Consider the following 14,949-nt stretch of genomic DNA (forward strand, 5'->3'; position numbering starts at 1 on the left):
CCGGAACGGCGAAGCAGCTCGCCCGCATCCCCCACTTGGAACGAATACGACACGTCGGAAGGTAGCATCTCATGCAGGTTGATATCACGGCACTCTGGGCACTCGTCGCAACCATTGTGGCGTTCGCCCTTCTCGCCACGCTCAAGCGCCGGTTCAAGGTGGGCTTTGGCGTGCGCACCCTCATCGCGACCGGACTCGGCATAGTCATTGGCGTCGCGTTTGGCCAGGCCTTCTCGTACTACGCAATCTTTGGAATCATCTACGCAAACGTGATTTCCGCGCTTGTGGTACCACTCCTCCTCTTTAGCATCATATCGAGCGTCACCAACCTAGCGGACCTCGTCCACCTCAAGGGCATCGGGGTGAAGTCGGTACTCTACCTCGTGCTCAACACGCTCACGGCAACCCTCCTCACGCTGGCAATCGCGCTGCCCCTTGGCGTTGGCACGGGCTTCTCGCTTGACGGCGTCACGTACGAGGCCAAGGAGGTCCCCACGGTCACCGACACCATCGTTGGCCTCTTCCCGCAGAACCTCGCAGCTGCGTGGACCAGCAACGCGGTGGTTCCCATCATCATATTTGCAATCATCGTGGCACTGGCTTACAACCGCCTTGCCTCGCAGCGAGAAGATGACGAGAAGGTCGACGTTCGTCCGTTCAAGGCGTTTGTCGATGCCGGCAACAAGGTGCTGGGCGAGACCGTAAGCTGGGTCGTCGGCTTCACGCCTTACGCCGTGGTGGCCCTCATTGGTCGTGCCGTTGGACGCGCTGACGTCACCCAGCTCGTGCCGCTACTCGGTGTTCTCTCCGTTGCCTATGTGGTTCTCGCCATTCAGTTCTTTGGTGTCGAGTCTGCCTTTGTGGCATGGATTGGCCACCTGAGCCCGGTGCGCTTCCTCAAGGGCATGGCCCCCGCGGCGGTCACCGCCTTCACCACGCAGAGCAGCATCGGAACGGTCCCTGTAACCATTCGCTCGCTCACCCAGAACCTGGGCGTCGACGAGGACGTGGCAAGCTTCACGGCCGGCCTTGGCGCGAACCTTGGTATGCCTGGATGCGCCGGTATGTGGCCAACGCTCGTTGCGGTTTTTGCAATCAACGCGCTTGGCATCCCCTTCACGCCGGTACAGTACGCCTTCCTCGTCCTGCTCACGCTGGTTGTCTCCATTGGCACCGTGGGCGTGCCGGGAACGGCAACCATCACCGCCACGGCGCTCCTGGCTGCACTGGGGCTTCCCGTGGAGACCATCGCCCTTGTGGCGCCCATCTCCTCTATCGTCGACATGGGCCGCACGGCGACCAACGTGCTCGGCGCAGCAGAGGCCTCGCTTCTTGTTGCGGCAGGCGAGGGCCTGGTAGACCGCAGCGTCTACGACGGTGAGGATTCGTTTGGACTCAAGAACACGAGCCAGGCAAGCGCGGCGTAGCGCTTCTGTGACAGCGTCTCCGCGGGCTCCCCGGTGCCGTCTGGGCATTGGGGAGCCCGTTTTGTGTGCCCCATTTTGCCTGGCCACATGTGGGCCACAGGCTGTTGGGCGAGCGTTAGCTGCGGGGCAAGAGCCGTGCGCGACTCGATGTTGCCTTGCTGGCAAGGATTTATTGCGCGATATTCCGAGAAATCCTAACAGCAACTGGGAGAATGTCATTCTTAGAAGAAATAACGTTCAATAATTGAGAGGCAATAGGCCTTCGGAACTGAAAAGCCCTGCCTATTGGCCGCAAACTCCAGCCGACGGGATGAGAACCCCCGTGCCTACCGCCTCGCTCGTCCGCAGGCGCAAGCGCCGCTTACAGATTTGTAAGCTTGCCGATAGGTTCCTGATGGTAAGGCCCCGGTATCATGTCCCTAAGCACGTTGAGCAGGCAAAACAGCAGCGTTCGCTCAACATCGCAGGCACGACGGCACCCCGCACCACCCGTTTGGCACACAAGGGCGAGGAGGACGCATGTCCCAGGAGACCGACCGCACCACAGATTCTGGCGAGCCTGACAAGACAAAGCCAGCCGCCCACCCACTCGACAGCCTCCCCGTGATATCTGGGGACTCCCCCAGCGCCTCGCCGTCCCTGCCAGGCGAGACCGCCGAAGAGGACGAGGAGACCCGCAGTGCCATGGCAAGCCTCCTCGCCCACCGAAAGAAGCGCCGCCGCCGGAATATCGTCATTGGCATTGTCGCTGCCTGCGCGGTTCTCGGCATCCTTGCATGGACCGTGACATCCCAGCAGGCCGCAGACTCCCCCGAGGAGCCAGCGCTCCAGACCACACCGGTCATGCGCGGAGAGTTCAAGGACGAGGTCAAGGCGTCTGGCAACGTCCAGCCCGTGAGCTCCGTCGTGGTGACGCCCGAGGTGGACGGCATCATCTCCGAGGTGTTCGTCAGCGAGGGCGACTACGTCGAGGCGGGCTCTACCCTCCTCACCATCCGCAACGACTCCCTTGACAAGGCAGTGCGCGAGGCCGACATCCAGCTGCGCTCGGCAAAGACACAGCTCTCATCGGCCAAGGAGAACTACACCACCGCCTACAACGCCTACTACGCAAACCAAACGGACCTCGCCACGGTGAACTCGGCCGCCGACGCCGTCGATTCTGCCCAGCTTGCGCTCGAAACCGCCCAGTCCGCCTACAACGACGCCGTGGCAACCGCCGACAAACGCACCGTCACGGCGCCCGCTTCGGGCACGATCGTGGTCATGAACGCCGTCGAGGGCGCCGCCGTGGGCTCCGGGGCAGGCGCCGGTGCCGCCGCCACGGCAACGACTGCCGTTGGGTCCTCTGGCTCACTCATTACCATCGGCGACCTCTCGCAGATGACGGTCTCGGTACAGGTGAACGAGATGGACATCTCCAAGGTCTCCGTTGGGCAAGCGGCACGTGCGACCTTCTCGGCGCTTCCCAACGTCGAGCTTGATGCCACCGTCACCCGCATCGCCACGGTCTCCTCCGCAGACGCCTCGAGCGCCATGCCGGGCTACGGCGGAAACATTGTCACGTATGCCGTCGATCTTCTCATCCCCAACCCGGACCCGTCGCTCAAGCCAGGCATGACGGCAAGTGTCACCATCTCCTCGACGGACATCCCCGACGCGCTCATGCTGCCGCTGAGCGCCGTAGACGGCGAGGGAGACCAAGCCATGGTGAGCGTTGTTACCGGGCAGGACGACGCCGGCTTCCCCACAACGGAGGCAAGACACGTCACAGTGCTTGCATCGAACGGAACCATGGCGGCCGTCGAGGGTGACATTGCCGAAGGCGACGAGGTCGTGATAGGCGTGATGCAGGGAGGCGCCGAGACAGGCGCGGACACCATGACCGGCGAGGCATCCTCCTCGAGCTCGGCGGCCTAGCATGGCCTCCCACGTCATCCACGCCGAGAAGGTCTGTCGCATCTACTCTTCGGCCGCCGGCCTCACGCCAGCGCTTCGCGGCGTGAGCCTGGACGTCGAGCGCGGCGAGTTTCTCGCCATCATGGGCCCTTCCGGCTCGGGCAAGTCCACGCTCATGAGCATCCTCGGCTGCCTCGACCGCCCCACCTCCGGACTCTACCTCCTCGAGGGCATCGACGTCTCAAAGCTCACCGACGACGAGCTGGCACACGTTCGCTCCACGCGGCTTGGCTTTGTCTTCCAGTCATTCAACCTGCTCCCACGTGCCACGGTGCTTCGAAACGTGATGCTTCCCTTGGTCTACAGCAGGGGCACCACCGCCGATCGCGAGCTGAGGGCGTGGCAGGCTCTTGCAGAGGTAGGCCTTCCCGAGAGCCTCTACACCCACCGCTCCAACGAGCTTTCCGGCGGGCAGATGCAACGCGTGGCCATCGCCCGCGCGCTGGTGAACGACCCCGCGCTCATCCTTGCTGACGAACCCACGGGAAACCTCGACTCCGCCACCGGCGAGCTGGTGATGCGAACGTTCAGGCGCATGCAAGAACGCGGCAAGACCGTAGTGCTCATCACGCACGACTCGAGCGTCGCAGGCTGGGCGGACCGCGTGGTGCACATACGAGACGGGCGGCTCCTCTCTGACGAGCAGGAGCGCGCCTACGTGGCGTCGCTAGCCCGGCGAGAGCGGCAGGCGCTCGACGGCACACAGGAGGTGACGGGCGCATGAGGATTCGGGACCTCTTCTACGAGACCTTCTCTGCCATCCAGGCAAACCGAGGACGAAGCCTGCTCACAATTCTGGGCATTGTCATTGGCATCGCTGCCGTCATCTCCATGACAGCGCTCATAGACGGCGTCAAGGCATCGCTTGTGGGTGAGCTGGGACTTTCCCAGTCACGCACGGTCATGATTGACTGCTGGCCTGGTCGTGAGGTCACGATGGATGACATCGCGGCGCTCGAGGCCGGAATGTCTGACGACTACGAGTTCATCACAGCGGCGTCCTACAACTCGGGAGCCATCTCCAACGGTGTGACCCAGGAGAACAGCACCCTTCTGGGCGTGGAGCCAGAGTACTTCGAGGCCATGGGCACGAAAGCCATCGCCGGGCGCGTCATCATGCAGAGCGAGGAGGACGCAGGGTCGCGCGTCATCATGCTCGACCAGGCAATTGCTGAGCGCATGTGGGGATCGGCGGACGAGGCGGTGGGGCAGAGCGTCCACGTTGGCAACGACGACTACACCGTTGTGGGCGTGGTTGGCAGCTCGGGCATGATGAATGGCTACTCCTTTGTGCCGCTCTCGACCATGCAGAAGCGCATGAGCGGCAATACGGGCGTGAGCCAGATCATCGGCTTTGCCCGCGAGGACACGGACATGAGCGGCATTCCCGCACGGACGGAGTCCTATCTTAGGAGCTACTTCAACCTTCCCGATGAGGACCCCTCGAGCGGCGAGGCGCCCAACTACTACGTGGGCGTCACCACGATGGCCTCGGTCATCGAGCAGCTCGACTCGACGATGGGGGCGTTCCAGGCACTCATGACCTGCGTCGCTGGCGTTTCTCTCATCGTTGGCGGCATTGGCATCATGAACATGATGCTTACCAACGTCACCGAGAGGATCCGCGAGATAGGGCTGAGAAAGGCGCTGGGCGCACGGCGCGCAGACATCACGTGGCAGTTCTTGCTTGAATCCATCACGTTGTGCCTGGTGGGAGGCGCGTTTGGAATAATCCTAGGGTATGCCGGCGCAAACGTGCTGGCGCAGCTTGCCAGCATGTCGAGCGAGATGGGTGGGTTTGCGGTAACCCCCGTCATCTCCCCTACGGCGGTGGGCCTTGCCTGCGGCATCTGCGTGGGCATCGGCGTGCTCTTTGGGTTCTATCCCGCCTGGCGCGCTGCGCGTCTCGACCCCGTGGAGTCGCTGCGGTACCAGTAGCGCTGCTCCGTTCCTCCGCTGCCGGCGCTGCGACGTCTGGGCTGTCGATACACCTCTGGGATGCCGATACACCTCTGGGCTGCCGATACACCTCTGGGCTGCCGATACACCTCTCCTGGGCTGTCGATACACATTCGTATGCCGAACCTGTATCGACCTGCGCGCGATACAGGTTCGCGCACGAATGTGTATCGCCGCGGCAATTCGGCAGCGACGAGAAGGATGGCGCGGCATTGGGTATGCTTTTCCTAGTTTCGGAAGGAGGCCGCCATGCTGTGGGAATATGCCCGCTTAGATGACGAGACGAAAATAGCCTGCTCAGCCACTCGGGCCGATGGGACGGTTCGCGTGGTTGTCGAGCGCCCAAGAGATGGGGGTCTCGACTCAGCGGATTGCCTTCTCCCCCAGTGCCGCTGGAAGGACGTGGATGGATTCTCAACGACCGAGCTTGAGTTTCTCACGGACTTCTTGCACAATAACGCCCCCCTCATCTTCGATATGGCCGAGCGGCACTCAGGCGAGAGGAACATCGCATAATGCCAAAGATATTCGTCTTTGGCACATTCGTGCTGTACTTTTGGGCTGGCGAGAATAACGAGCCAATCCATGTGCATGTTGGCGTAAGACGCCCAGCAGACGGTGACGCCAAATTCTGGTTGACCAATGACGGCGGGTGCATCGTTGCCCGACCAGGCGACCTCTCGAAGAGGGACCTACGAGACATCCAGCGTTTTATCGTCCAGAACCACGCCTACATCGTGAGCAAATGGGTGGAGTTTTACGAGGGGATTGAGCCTCGCTTCTATCAGAAATTGAAATGCGGGCTACTTGCTCACCTTGCCGGCTGCTAATGTGACGGGCGTGTGAGTCGACTTGACACAAATTGATACACATTCGTATGCCGAACCTGTATCGACCTGCGCGCGATACAGATTCGTGCACGAACCTGTATCGCCGCGGTATCGCCGCGGCACCGCTAGGGCGAGAAGAGCCTCGGCGGCGGGGCTTGCCCCCCGCGACAACCCAGCCAGCTTCCTACGTCATCCTGGACCCGTCGGCAAACTGCTGGCGAAGCACCTGGTCAAAGCCGAGAATGGCCGACCACACATGGGCTGACGAGCGCCACGCCACCGAGAGCGGATAGCTCATCTCCTCCCCCAGATGAATGACGCGCATGCCCGCCGCGGCGGGGTCTGCAAAGGTGGTGGCGACAAGCTCCGAAGGCACGAAGCACGCACCCACACCGCGCAGCGACAGGGCCATGAGCGTCTCGGAGTTCTTCGACACCACGCGGACCTCGGGTGAGATACTCGCCTCGGCGAGCTTGCGGCGCGAAAACTCACCTGGGACGTCCTTCTCGCCCATCATCAAGAACGGGCACGCGGCAAGCCCCGCAATCGACCCCGTAGCCTCGCACTCCTCGGCCACGGCCTCCGCCTCCTCGCCATAGAGATCCTCGAGCAGAGACCGCGCAACGATGAGCACGACCTCCTCTCGGAAGAGCTGGTGCACCTCGAGCCCCGGGACGTGCGCGGCGACGGTCGCGACGACCATGTCGAGACGACCCTCCCCCAGCTCGTCTACAAGCTCGTCGTTCTCGCCCTCGAAGAGCGCGATCGAGATGTGCGGGTGCGCCCGCTGGTACATGGCGATGGCACGCGGCATGATGATGTGTCCGCGCGTGGCCGTTACACCCACGCGAATCCTGCCCCGGTCGTTGTGCGCGATGTCGCGGAACTCCTGGCCCATGGCACGCTGCTCGGCCTGGAAGCGCCGCGCGTAGGCGAGAAACTCCTCGCCCGCGTAGGTGAGCGCAAGCGGGACGGTGCGTTCGACGAGCTTCACCCCAAGCTCGCGCTCTGCGGCGGCAACGCTAGCCGAGAGCGTCTGCTGGCTCACATGCATGACACCGGCCGCGCGCGTGAAGCTGCGCTCCTCGGCAACGGCAACGAAGTAGTCCATGGTCTGGAAGTTCACGCGGCACCATCTCCCTGAGAAAATCATGCAGACGGCAGGGCAGCGCCGTCACGTCCGCCCTGTTATGCCCATATTACAAAATTCTTTAGTGATTCATACTAGATTAATCAGTTTGACTTGGTTGCTGCATGTCCATAGTGTTTCTCGTGCCTGGGAAGGACAGCCGAGAAGGACGAGGGACATGGCAGAGACAGTAACGCTTGGAGTGTTTGCGGCAATGCTCGTTGCGGGCACCGCCATGGGCGTCCCCCTGGCAGCAGTGCTTGCCGGAGGTCTCGTCCTCTTCCTTGTCTATGGCGTGCGCCGGGGCGACTCACTCTCAGAGCTTGCACGGGCAGGGGCGGCATCCATGCGGTCTGTTTCATCCATGCTCGTGCTCTTCATGATTGCCGGCGCACTCGCCGCGGCATGGCGTGCCTCTGGCACCATTGCGGCAATTGTGAGCTGGTCCTCCGTGCTCATTCAGCCGTCAGCAGCCGTACTCGCGGCATTTCTCCTCTGCTGCCTCATGTCGCTCCTCATGGGAACCGCCTTTGGGACGGCAGCAACGATGGGCGTGATCTGCATGGCAGTCTCGCATGCCATGGGTGCAAACGCGCTGGTTACTGGTGGCGCGGTGCTCGCTGGCTGCTACTTTGGCGACCGCTGCTCCCCGGTCTCGAGCAGTGCGGTTCTTGTCTCACAGCTCACGGGCACGAAACTCTATGACAACGTGCGTCGCATGCTGCGTACCGGCCTCGTGCCGTTTCTCGTCGCCTGCGCTGCGTACCTCGCGATGGGCATGCAGACAAAGGGAGGTTCAAGCGCAGCAGGCGTAGCGGCGGCGCTAGCCGAGAAGTTCTCGCTTTCTTGGCTTGTGATCCTCCCGGCGGCGCTGGTCGTGGCGCTCTCGCTCGCCCGCGTGAATGTGCTGGTTGCCATGGCGGTAAGCCTGGGCGTGGCATGTGTGGTGTGCGTTGGGGTGCAGGGGGTCTCGCCTGCTGACCTTCCGCAACTTCTCGTCTTTGGCTATCATGCCGCAGATCCTGCGGTGGCGCCGCTCATCGACGGCGGCGGGGTCGTCTCGATGTCCAACGTGACGCTCGTGGTGGGCGTCTCGTCCACCTATGCGGGCATCTTCAAGAGGACTGGGCTGCTCGATGGCGCCGTGGGGCTGGTCACGGGCTTCTCGCGCCGTTCCACCCCGTTCATTGGGGTGCTTGCGACGAGCGTGGTCTCGTGCATGGTCGCGTGCAACCAGACGCTTGCCATCATGCTCACCGACCAGCTGTGCCGTCGTACCGAGGGCACGGGGAGTGCCCTCGCGCTTGACCTCGAGAACAGCGTGGTCATCGTAAGCCCGCTCGTGCCGTGGTCAATCTCCAACGTAGCCGTGCTCTCGAGCGTGGGGGCACCGGCACTGAGCATCGTGGCGGCAACGTTCTGCTACCTGCTGCCGCTATGGACCCTGGCGATAAGCGTCTGGCAGCGCAGGCGCCCCGAGTTTCCCGACAGCAAGCCCGCACAGCTCCTGGGCCTCACGCCCGCCGACGACGTGCGGAGGATGCCCGCCGCAGCGTAGATACGGGATTCCGTACGAAAAGGGCCTTCCAGCGCGGATTTGACGCCGCAGCAGGGGTTCCCGAGGCAATCACGTACGAAACGCCCCTTCCGGAGAAGAAATGACGCCACAGCGGGGTTTCCTTCTCCCCTCCTGCGGAAATATGACCTTCGGAGAAGAATTGACGCCGGAAGGTGCGTTGCCGCATCAATCACGTACGAGACGCGCCCTCCGGCGAGGAATTGACGCCGGGGGACCGGTTCCCGACGGGATTCCGTACGAGACGCGCCTTCCGGCGCCGAATTCTCGCCGGAGGGTGCTTTTTCTCAGCTATGGGGTACCCTTCAACCAGCAGAGACTTCGCGGAAAGGTGCACCATGTTCTTCCTTCTGGCAGACGGTCTGACACTCTACCTGCTGTTCTTTCTCGTCCTGGCCATCGGTCCGGCGGTCGTCCTCATGCGCTACGTCTACAACCTCGACCCCTTGGAGAAGGAGCCTGCGGGGCTTCTTACGCACCTCATCCTGCAGGGGGTGCTGGCGGCATTTCTCGCTGGCATATTCGAGCAGGTGGGAATGTCCGTCTATGGCCTTCTGTCCGGCCTCAGGGAGAACACGCTCGGCTTTGAGCTCCTGTCTGACTTCGTGGTCGTGGGCGTCATCGAGGAGGCATGCAAGTACATCCTCATGGGACGCGCCACGTGGAACAACCAAGCGTTTAACTGCCGCTACGACGGCGTAGTGTACGCGGTCTTCACCTCGCTCGGCTTTGCGGCCATGGAAAACGTGATGTACGGACTCAACTACGGCACGGGCGTGCTCATGAGTCGAGCGGTCATGGCGATACCCGCTCACATGGGCTTTGCCGTGCTGTTTGGCATGCTCTACGGGGAGGCCAAGTACCTCGTCGTGCGCGGTCACCGCATTGGGTCCGCGCTGTGCGTTGTTATTGGCTTTGCGCTCTCGGCCATGCTGCACGGGCTCTACGACGCCACCGCCACGCTGGCAAACTACGGAGACGGCACGTTTCTGCTAGTAGTCGCCGTGATCTACGTGATTGTGTTCCTCGTGGTACGCTCGGCGGCCAAGCACGACCGGCGCTTCGCGTAGCAGCGGCGCATCTCTCGCGCCGCTTGCCTTTTGCTGCCGGTCTGCCCGCGCCGGCAGCATGCGATTACTGGCGTAGCTTATCGCCATTTCTTAAAAACGATCTCGTCGACCTGCGGAAACGCAGCACCATTTTAAGAATAAGCGATAAACATCGCGAGGGGCCACAGCAGGGCGCGCTTGGCACAGCAGACGATGCTGAACACGGGGATGGGTACCCGAGGTGCCTCCAGCATGCGAGAAGAAATGTGCCCTCTGGCGCCAAAATGACGCCGGAGGGCACACGTTAGACGGGATCTCGTACGAAAGCTCAACATTGGCGGCGCTGGACACGGTACTTCCCGCTGCGCGGGACACGGAACTTCCGGCCTCGCCAAGCGCTGGGCTTGCGGCGCCGTCAGGTGCTGGCGCTACCGCGCCAGTCGTGCGCTCACCGCAGGGACAAGCGCCTCGACGGGCACCTGGGTCTGCTCGTGCGTCTCCATGTCGCGCAGGGTCACGGCATTGGCCGCCACCTCGTCGGGCCCGATGACCACGCACACGCGAGCGCCGAGCTTGTCGGCCTGCTTGAACTGGCTCTTGAGCGAACGACCCTGGTAGTCGGCCTCGGTGCGAACGCCCGCCTGACGAAGCGCAAGCGTGGCCGAGAAGACCGCCTCGCGCTCGTCCGCAGAGGTCCCTGCCACGTAGACGCAGCCCGGCTGGGGAGTCTCGAGCGAGCCACCCTGTGCAGCAAGCGCGAGGGCAATGCGCTCGAAGCCCACCGCGAAGCCGATGCCGGGGGTGGGCTTTCCGCCCTCGAGCTCCATGAGGCCGTCGTAGCGACCGCCGCCGCCGATTGCGCCAACGCCACCGTCCACGGCCTCAACCTCGAAGACCGTGCGGGTGTAGTAGTCGAGGCCGCGCACAAGGGTGGGGTCCTCAACGTAAGAGACGCCTGCGGCATCGAGGTAGCGTTTCACCTGGGCATAGTGCTCGGCACAGTCGTCACAGAGGTTGTCCTTAGCGAGAGGGGCGTCGCGCATGACCTCGCGGCAGTGGTCGTTCTTGCAGTCGAAGCTGCGCAGGGGATTGATCTCCGCGCGCTCGAGGCAGTCCTCGCACATCTCGTCCGCGTGGTCGAGAATGAACTGGCGGACCTTCTCGCGATATGCGGGGCGGCACGCAGCGTCACCCATCGAGTTGATGGAGAGGCGCAGGCGGGAGGGGTCAAAGCCAAGGCGCTTGTAGTACTCCATGAGCATGATGATGCACTCGGCGTCCGCCGCCGGGTCCGCGGCGCCAAGCCATTCGACGCCCACCTGGTGGAACTGGCGGAGACGGCCCTTCTGGGGACGCTCACCACGGAACATTGCCTCGGCGTACCACAGCTTGGCAGGTGCGGCGCCCTGAGGAACCATGTTGTTCTCGACCGCCGCGCGCACCACGCCGGCAGTACCCTCGGGACGCATGGCCAGGCGCTGCTTGGGCTTGAGGCCAGCCTCAGAGCCCTGCTCGAGCAGGTTCTCGAAGAGCGCGCCGGAGACGATGCGGAACATCTCCTTACGCACGACGTCAGTCGACTCGCCGATGCCGTGCACGAACGTGTCTACCTGCTCGATTGCTGGCGTCTCGACCATGTCGAAGCCGTACGCGCCAAAGAGGTCGCGCGCCACGTCCTGCATGTGCTGCCACGCGCGCATGTATCCACCGAAGAGGTCCTCGGTTCCCTGAACCCGCTGTGCCATGTGGTGCTCCTTCCGCGCCCTGGGGGCGCATCTGGCCGCGGCCACAAACGACGCGTCCTGCGCGCCGCCTTCCGCGACCATACTCGGGTTGCAAGTATAGCGCCCGCCCTGTCTAGGCGGCGCTTGTAGCGGAAAGGTAGATGATGCGTCCGTCTATGCGCGAGGTCGTACTCTTAGTGACTCTGCCCGTTCTGATCGTGCCAGAGCCCAGCCGCCTGGAGCACCTCGAGCGCGGTGTGCTGAGGCTGCTCTGTGGTTGCAGCGGGGCTGCGGTACTGGGCCATCATCTGCTTGAAGAGAATGGCTGGCGCGGGAGGGGTGTATGTGACGGCGTTTGCGCCGGCCTCGACCGTGGCGCGCGTGGACTCCTCCGTGCCGCCACTCGACGCGATGATGGGGACGTCTGGGAACTTCTCGCGGATCTTGCTCACGATGCACGGCGTGTCCTTGCCGCCAGCGACGTTGATGATTGCCGCACCGGCATCGATTCGCGCGGCAATGTCGGTGTCGGCGCTCACAACGGTGATGACCGTAGGAATGTCAATTGCGAGAGACACGGCACGGAGGTTGACGTTGGAGATGGGCGAGTTGAGAACCACGCCCATGGCACCCTGGCATTCCACGTCGTGCGCGAGGGTCACCGTGCGAACGCCACGCGTTGTGCCACCGCCGATGCCGCAAAACACTGGGATGCTCGCGGCATCGATGATTGCCTCGGAGATGGACTGCTGCGGCGTGAAGGGGTAGACGGCGAAGACGGCGTCTGCGTCGCAGTTCTTGATGACCGCGAGGTCGGTGGTGTAGACCAGCGAGCGAATCTTGCGGCCAAAGATGCGAATGCCGCTCGCCTTCCAGGACTCCTCCGGCATCTTGAGAATCTTGTGACGCAGCCTCGCCTGAATGATCGGAGCTTCCTTCTTCACAGGCGTTGGAACCACAACCGGCTCCATGCTGTTCTCATCCATGAACGATACCCCCTCTTGAACGGGTGTCGGCACCCTGTGCTATGTCACGCATTCGGTTATTACCCACCGAATGCGCGGCACGTTCACGATCCATAGTAATTCTCGACGACGCTGAAAAAGGGAGGCAGTTTGGCGCCAGCCTGGGCGCAGGCGAGAAGAGCCTCGTGGAGCCTCTCTGCGTAGGCTAGGATTTCTTTCATCACATGTTGAACCGTGAAGGGAACGTCTCATGCCAAAAGGGCAGGCTCCAATCAATCGTGCGTCGTCTTAAAGACCGCATTGCGCTCAATCGCCGCGCCTTCATCCTCTATTCGATTCTCAGGGCGCTCGTTCTCGTCACGCTCATCCGATGCATCATGACCCAGCGTTGGGAGGGCGTGGCCATCTCGATACTGGTGCTCGTGCTATTCCTCGTCCCATCGCTCGTCGAGGGGATGACCCATATAGAGATTCCCGGCCTCTTCCAGGCAATTATCTATTCGTTCATCTTCGCCGCAGAGATTCTCGGAGAGATTGACCACTACTACGTGCTGATTCCTGGCTGGGACACCATCCTGCACACGCTCAACGGCTTTCTCTGCGCGGCCATTGGCTTCTCCCTTGTCGACCTTCTCAACGGGTCGAGCAAGAACATCAGCCTCTCCCCTATCTATGTAACGCTGGTTGCCTTTTGCTTCTCGATGACCATCGGCGTCCTCTGGGAGTTTGTCGAGTTTAGCTTCGACACATTCTTTGGGATGGACATGCAGAAGGACACCTTCGTCACGAGCATATCCTCCGTTGCGCTCGACCCCGCAAACGAGGGGAACCGCATCCAAATCAACGACATTGCGACAACCACGATGACCACAGCCGCAGGCGAGACCACGACCATCAACGGATACCTTGACATCGGGCTCATCGACACAATGAAGGACCTTCTGGTGAACTTTGTGGGAGCCTTGGTCTTCTCGGTTGTTGGATACCGCCACCTCAAGAAACACGAGAGCGGCAACTGGGCCGAGGGCCTGCACGTAAGGCCAGTGCCCGTAGAGCAGTACCAAGAGAACGAGCGCCGGCTTGATGAGATGGAGGCAGCGCGAAAGGGCAAGAAGCGTCAGTGCGAGTAGGTGGCCCGAGGAGAAACCTTCTGCGACCGATGCAATTACGCCGGAGAGAGATTGAGCGGCGCCTTTCTCGACCCCTGATTCTCTGCTATGATATGAGACGGGTGGCACCCGTGGGCGCGGGACAGGCCACCTCCATTTCTCACGTTTTCAGCGTGGAGAGGATGGCCGTTCCTAGCTTCTGGGGACGGCCATCCTCTTGGCCTGATGTTCAGACCAAGGGCTATCGCCGCGATGACAAGTGTCACAAGGTTGATCATGGTGCTGACAATCTCGTAATCGCTCATCGGCTTACCTCCAACTCTCGTCGGAGGTGGCTCCCGCCCGTCTCATCTCGTATCGCCAGATTACCGTCGGTCGCGCTGGCGAGGCCACGCCCTCAAGGTGAGTGCCGCCGCGTCGAAGATAGCGGGGACAGGGCCGCTCGCCGCGACCCCGCCCCGCATGCGCTTCTACATGATGTCCTCCATCGGGATCTTGCCGTTAACAATGGCCCCTGTGAGCCCACGCTCTCGAAGCATCCGTGCGATGGCAAAAATGGGATCGGGGTCAACCCCTAAGTCTGCGGGCGGTGCAACGTTGATGCCATAGACAACCTCGGAGAAGCGGACCCGTGGATCGACCTCGTCTTTGTGCCAGGTCCATGCAACGTTGGAAAGGTAGTCTTTCCAGTTCACGTACGAGCGTTGGGCGAGCCGGGCGTCATCGTTCCAGGAAGTGCGTACCTCCTTCTCTTCAACGGGCACGAGATAGGCCCTGTAGTCTTCATGCACAACGTCTGCCAGGCCATCTATGTAGAACCACCTCCCACTGCAGCATTGGTAGGGATGACGGTCTCCGCACAGCACCACAAACAAGTCACCCCGTTTGAAGGTGACGCGAGGCAGGCAGAGCATATCGCCTGCCTGAGACGGCAACTCGGGACCCACGTCCCGCACCGCGCGCTCCACCCCGTACATCCCGAAGAGGGAGTTGCCCGACTCGTCGAACGCCTTGCGAATGCCAGCCGCCTCTGCCAGACAGCTGACCTTGACCAAACTTTCCTGGTATCCAGACATCTGATTGCCCCCACACCTCAAACAACCGATAGGAAGCCGGCCGTCGCCGACCACGCCCGAGCGTTGCTCGCAAGGGTGACGTACTCCGTCTCGTGCCAGTGGGGGCCTCCGAGGCGTCTTCATCCCCTGCAGGGACATCATACCAT

14 protein-coding genes are annotated in these 14,949 nt (G+C 62.3%); 9 read left to right on the top strand and 5 right to left on the bottom strand.

Annotation, left to right across the window (positions count from 1 at the left end; translation table 11 throughout):
* The first annotated feature begins 71 nt into the window (after window positions 1-71).
* From BT122_RS05340 to BT122_RS05365, 6 genes are all read left to right on the top strand, one after another.
* Window positions 72-1,427, top strand: coding sequence for a dicarboxylate/amino acid:cation symporter (locus BT122_RS05340; RefSeq protein WP_072354958.1), 1,356 nt, complete (start codon window positions 72-74; stop codon window positions 1,425-1,427).
* A gap of 519 nt (window positions 1,428-1,946) precedes the next feature.
* Window positions 1,947-3,347 carry an efflux RND transporter periplasmic adaptor subunit gene (locus BT122_RS05345; RefSeq protein ID WP_072354959.1) on the top strand — a complete coding sequence of 467 codons (1,401 nt, stop codon included), beginning with the start codon at window positions 1,947-1,949 and terminating at the stop codon, window positions 3,345-3,347.
* 1 nt (window position 3,348) lies between these two features.
* Window positions 3,349-4,110: an ABC transporter ATP-binding protein gene (locus BT122_RS05350; protein ID WP_072354960.1), complete on the top strand. Its 762-nt coding sequence runs from the start codon at window positions 3,349-3,351 to the stop codon at window positions 4,108-4,110.
* Window positions 4,107-5,324, top strand: a complete 1,218-nt coding sequence (locus BT122_RS05355) for an ABC transporter permease (protein ID WP_072354961.1) — start codon at window positions 4,107-4,109, stop codon at window positions 5,322-5,324. The genes BT122_RS05350 and BT122_RS05355 overlap by 4 nt, the downstream gene beginning before the upstream one ends.
* Window positions 5,325-5,594: 270 nt before the next feature.
* Window positions 5,595-5,861, top strand: coding sequence for a hypothetical protein (locus BT122_RS10960; RefSeq protein WP_072354962.1), 267 nt, complete (start codon window positions 5,595-5,597; stop codon window positions 5,859-5,861).
* A complete protein-coding gene (locus tag BT122_RS05365) occupies window positions 5,861-6,175 on the top strand; it encodes a DUF4160 domain-containing protein (protein WP_072354963.1) in 315 nt (104 codons plus the stop codon). The genes BT122_RS10960 and BT122_RS05365 overlap by 1 nt, the downstream gene beginning before the upstream one ends.
* Window positions 6,176-6,359: 184 nt before the next feature.
* Here BT122_RS05365 and BT122_RS05370 read toward each other — a convergent pair whose 3' ends face one another.
* Window positions 6,360-7,301, bottom strand: coding sequence for a LysR family transcriptional regulator (locus BT122_RS05370; RefSeq protein WP_083432330.1), 942 nt, complete (start codon window positions 7,299-7,301; stop codon window positions 6,360-6,362).
* A 181-nt stretch (window positions 7,302-7,482) separates the two neighbouring features.
* Between BT122_RS05370 and BT122_RS05375 the strand changes: the two genes are divergently transcribed.
* Complete coding sequence (locus BT122_RS05375; RefSeq protein WP_072354965.1) at window positions 7,483-8,862, top strand: Na+/H+ antiporter NhaC family protein; 1,380 nt, start codon at window positions 7,483-7,485, stop codon at window positions 8,860-8,862.
* 356 nt (window positions 8,863-9,218) lie between these two features.
* Window positions 9,219-9,950 (top strand): PrsW family intramembrane metalloprotease, encoded by a 732-nt coding sequence (locus tag BT122_RS05380; RefSeq protein WP_072354966.1) that lies wholly within the window; start codon window positions 9,219-9,221, stop codon window positions 9,948-9,950.
* Between the two features lie 407 nt (window positions 9,951-10,357).
* On the opposite strand, the gene hisS is transcribed toward BT122_RS05380, so the two are convergent.
* Window positions 10,358-11,674 (bottom strand): histidine--tRNA ligase, encoded by a 1,317-nt coding sequence (gene hisS, locus BT122_RS05385; protein ID WP_072354967.1) that lies wholly within the window; start codon window positions 11,672-11,674, stop codon window positions 10,358-10,360.
* Window positions 11,675-11,847: 173 nt separating this feature from the next.
* The gene (locus BT122_RS05390) at window positions 11,848-12,639 is read right to left on the bottom strand and encodes a hydrolase (protein WP_072354968.1); all 792 of its coding nucleotides are present in this window, start codon (window positions 12,637-12,639) and stop codon (window positions 11,848-11,850) included.
* A gap of 257 nt (window positions 12,640-12,896) precedes the next feature.
* Between BT122_RS05390 and BT122_RS05395 the strand changes: the two genes are divergently transcribed.
* On the top strand, window positions 12,897-13,748 hold the full coding sequence (locus BT122_RS05395) for a DUF2238 domain-containing protein (RefSeq protein WP_143189982.1): 852 nt from the start codon (window positions 12,897-12,899) through the stop codon (window positions 13,746-13,748).
* Between the two features lie 35 nt (window positions 13,749-13,783).
* Here BT122_RS05395 and BT122_RS10850 read toward each other — a convergent pair whose 3' ends face one another.
* On the bottom strand, window positions 13,784-14,032 hold the full coding sequence (locus BT122_RS10850; protein WP_143189983.1) for a hypothetical protein: 249 nt from the start codon (window positions 14,030-14,032) through the stop codon (window positions 13,784-13,786).
* 165 nt (window positions 14,033-14,197) lie between these two features.
* Window positions 14,198-14,803 (bottom strand): hypothetical protein, encoded by a 606-nt coding sequence (locus tag BT122_RS05400; protein ID WP_072354971.1) that lies wholly within the window; start codon window positions 14,801-14,803, stop codon window positions 14,198-14,200.
* Window positions 14,804-14,949 lie beyond the last annotated feature (146 nt).

Source organism: Olsenella sp. kh2p3, assembly GCA_900119625.1.
Lineage (GTDB): Bacteria > Actinomycetota > Coriobacteriia > Coriobacteriales > Atopobiaceae > Tractidigestivibacter.

Excerpts from the sequence above, each read along its gene's own strand:
- BT122_RS05365 (WP_072354963.1), top strand. The coding sequence starts at position 5,861 with ATGCCAAAGATATTCGTCTTTGGCACATTCGTGCTGTACTTTTGGGCT.
- BT122_RS05345 (WP_072354959.1), top strand. The coding sequence starts at position 1,947 with ATGTCCCAGGAGACCGACCGCACCACAGATTCTGGCGAGCCTGACAAG.
- BT122_RS05355 (WP_072354961.1), top strand. The coding sequence starts at position 4,107 with ATGAGGATTCGGGACCTCTTCTACGAGACCTTCTCTGCCATCCAGGCA.
- BT122_RS05380 (WP_072354966.1), top strand. The coding sequence starts at position 9,219 with ATGTTCTTCCTTCTGGCAGACGGTCTGACACTCTACCTGCTGTTCTTT.
- BT122_RS05400 (WP_072354971.1), bottom strand. The coding sequence starts at position 14,803 with ATGTCTGGATACCAGGAAAGTTTGGTCAAGGTCAGCTGTCTGGCAGAG.
- BT122_RS05350 (WP_072354960.1), top strand. The coding sequence starts at position 3,349 with ATGGCCTCCCACGTCATCCACGCCGAGAAGGTCTGTCGCATCTACTCT.
- hisS (WP_072354967.1), bottom strand. The coding sequence starts at position 11,674 with ATGGCACAGCGGGTTCAGGGAACCGAGGACCTCTTCGGTGGATACATG.
- BT122_RS05340 (WP_072354958.1), top strand. The coding sequence starts at position 72 with ATGCAGGTTGATATCACGGCACTCTGGGCACTCGTCGCAACCATTGTG.
- BT122_RS05390 (WP_072354968.1), bottom strand. The coding sequence starts at position 12,639 with ATGGATGAGAACAGCATGGAGCCGGTTGTGGTTCCAACGCCTGTGAAG.
- BT122_RS05375 (WP_072354965.1), top strand. The coding sequence starts at position 7,483 with ATGGCAGAGACAGTAACGCTTGGAGTGTTTGCGGCAATGCTCGTTGCG.
- BT122_RS10850 (WP_143189983.1), bottom strand. The coding sequence starts at position 14,032 with ATGAGCGATTACGAGATTGTCAGCACCATGATCAACCTTGTGACACTT.
- BT122_RS10960 (WP_072354962.1), top strand. The coding sequence starts at position 5,595 with ATGCTGTGGGAATATGCCCGCTTAGATGACGAGACGAAAATAGCCTGC.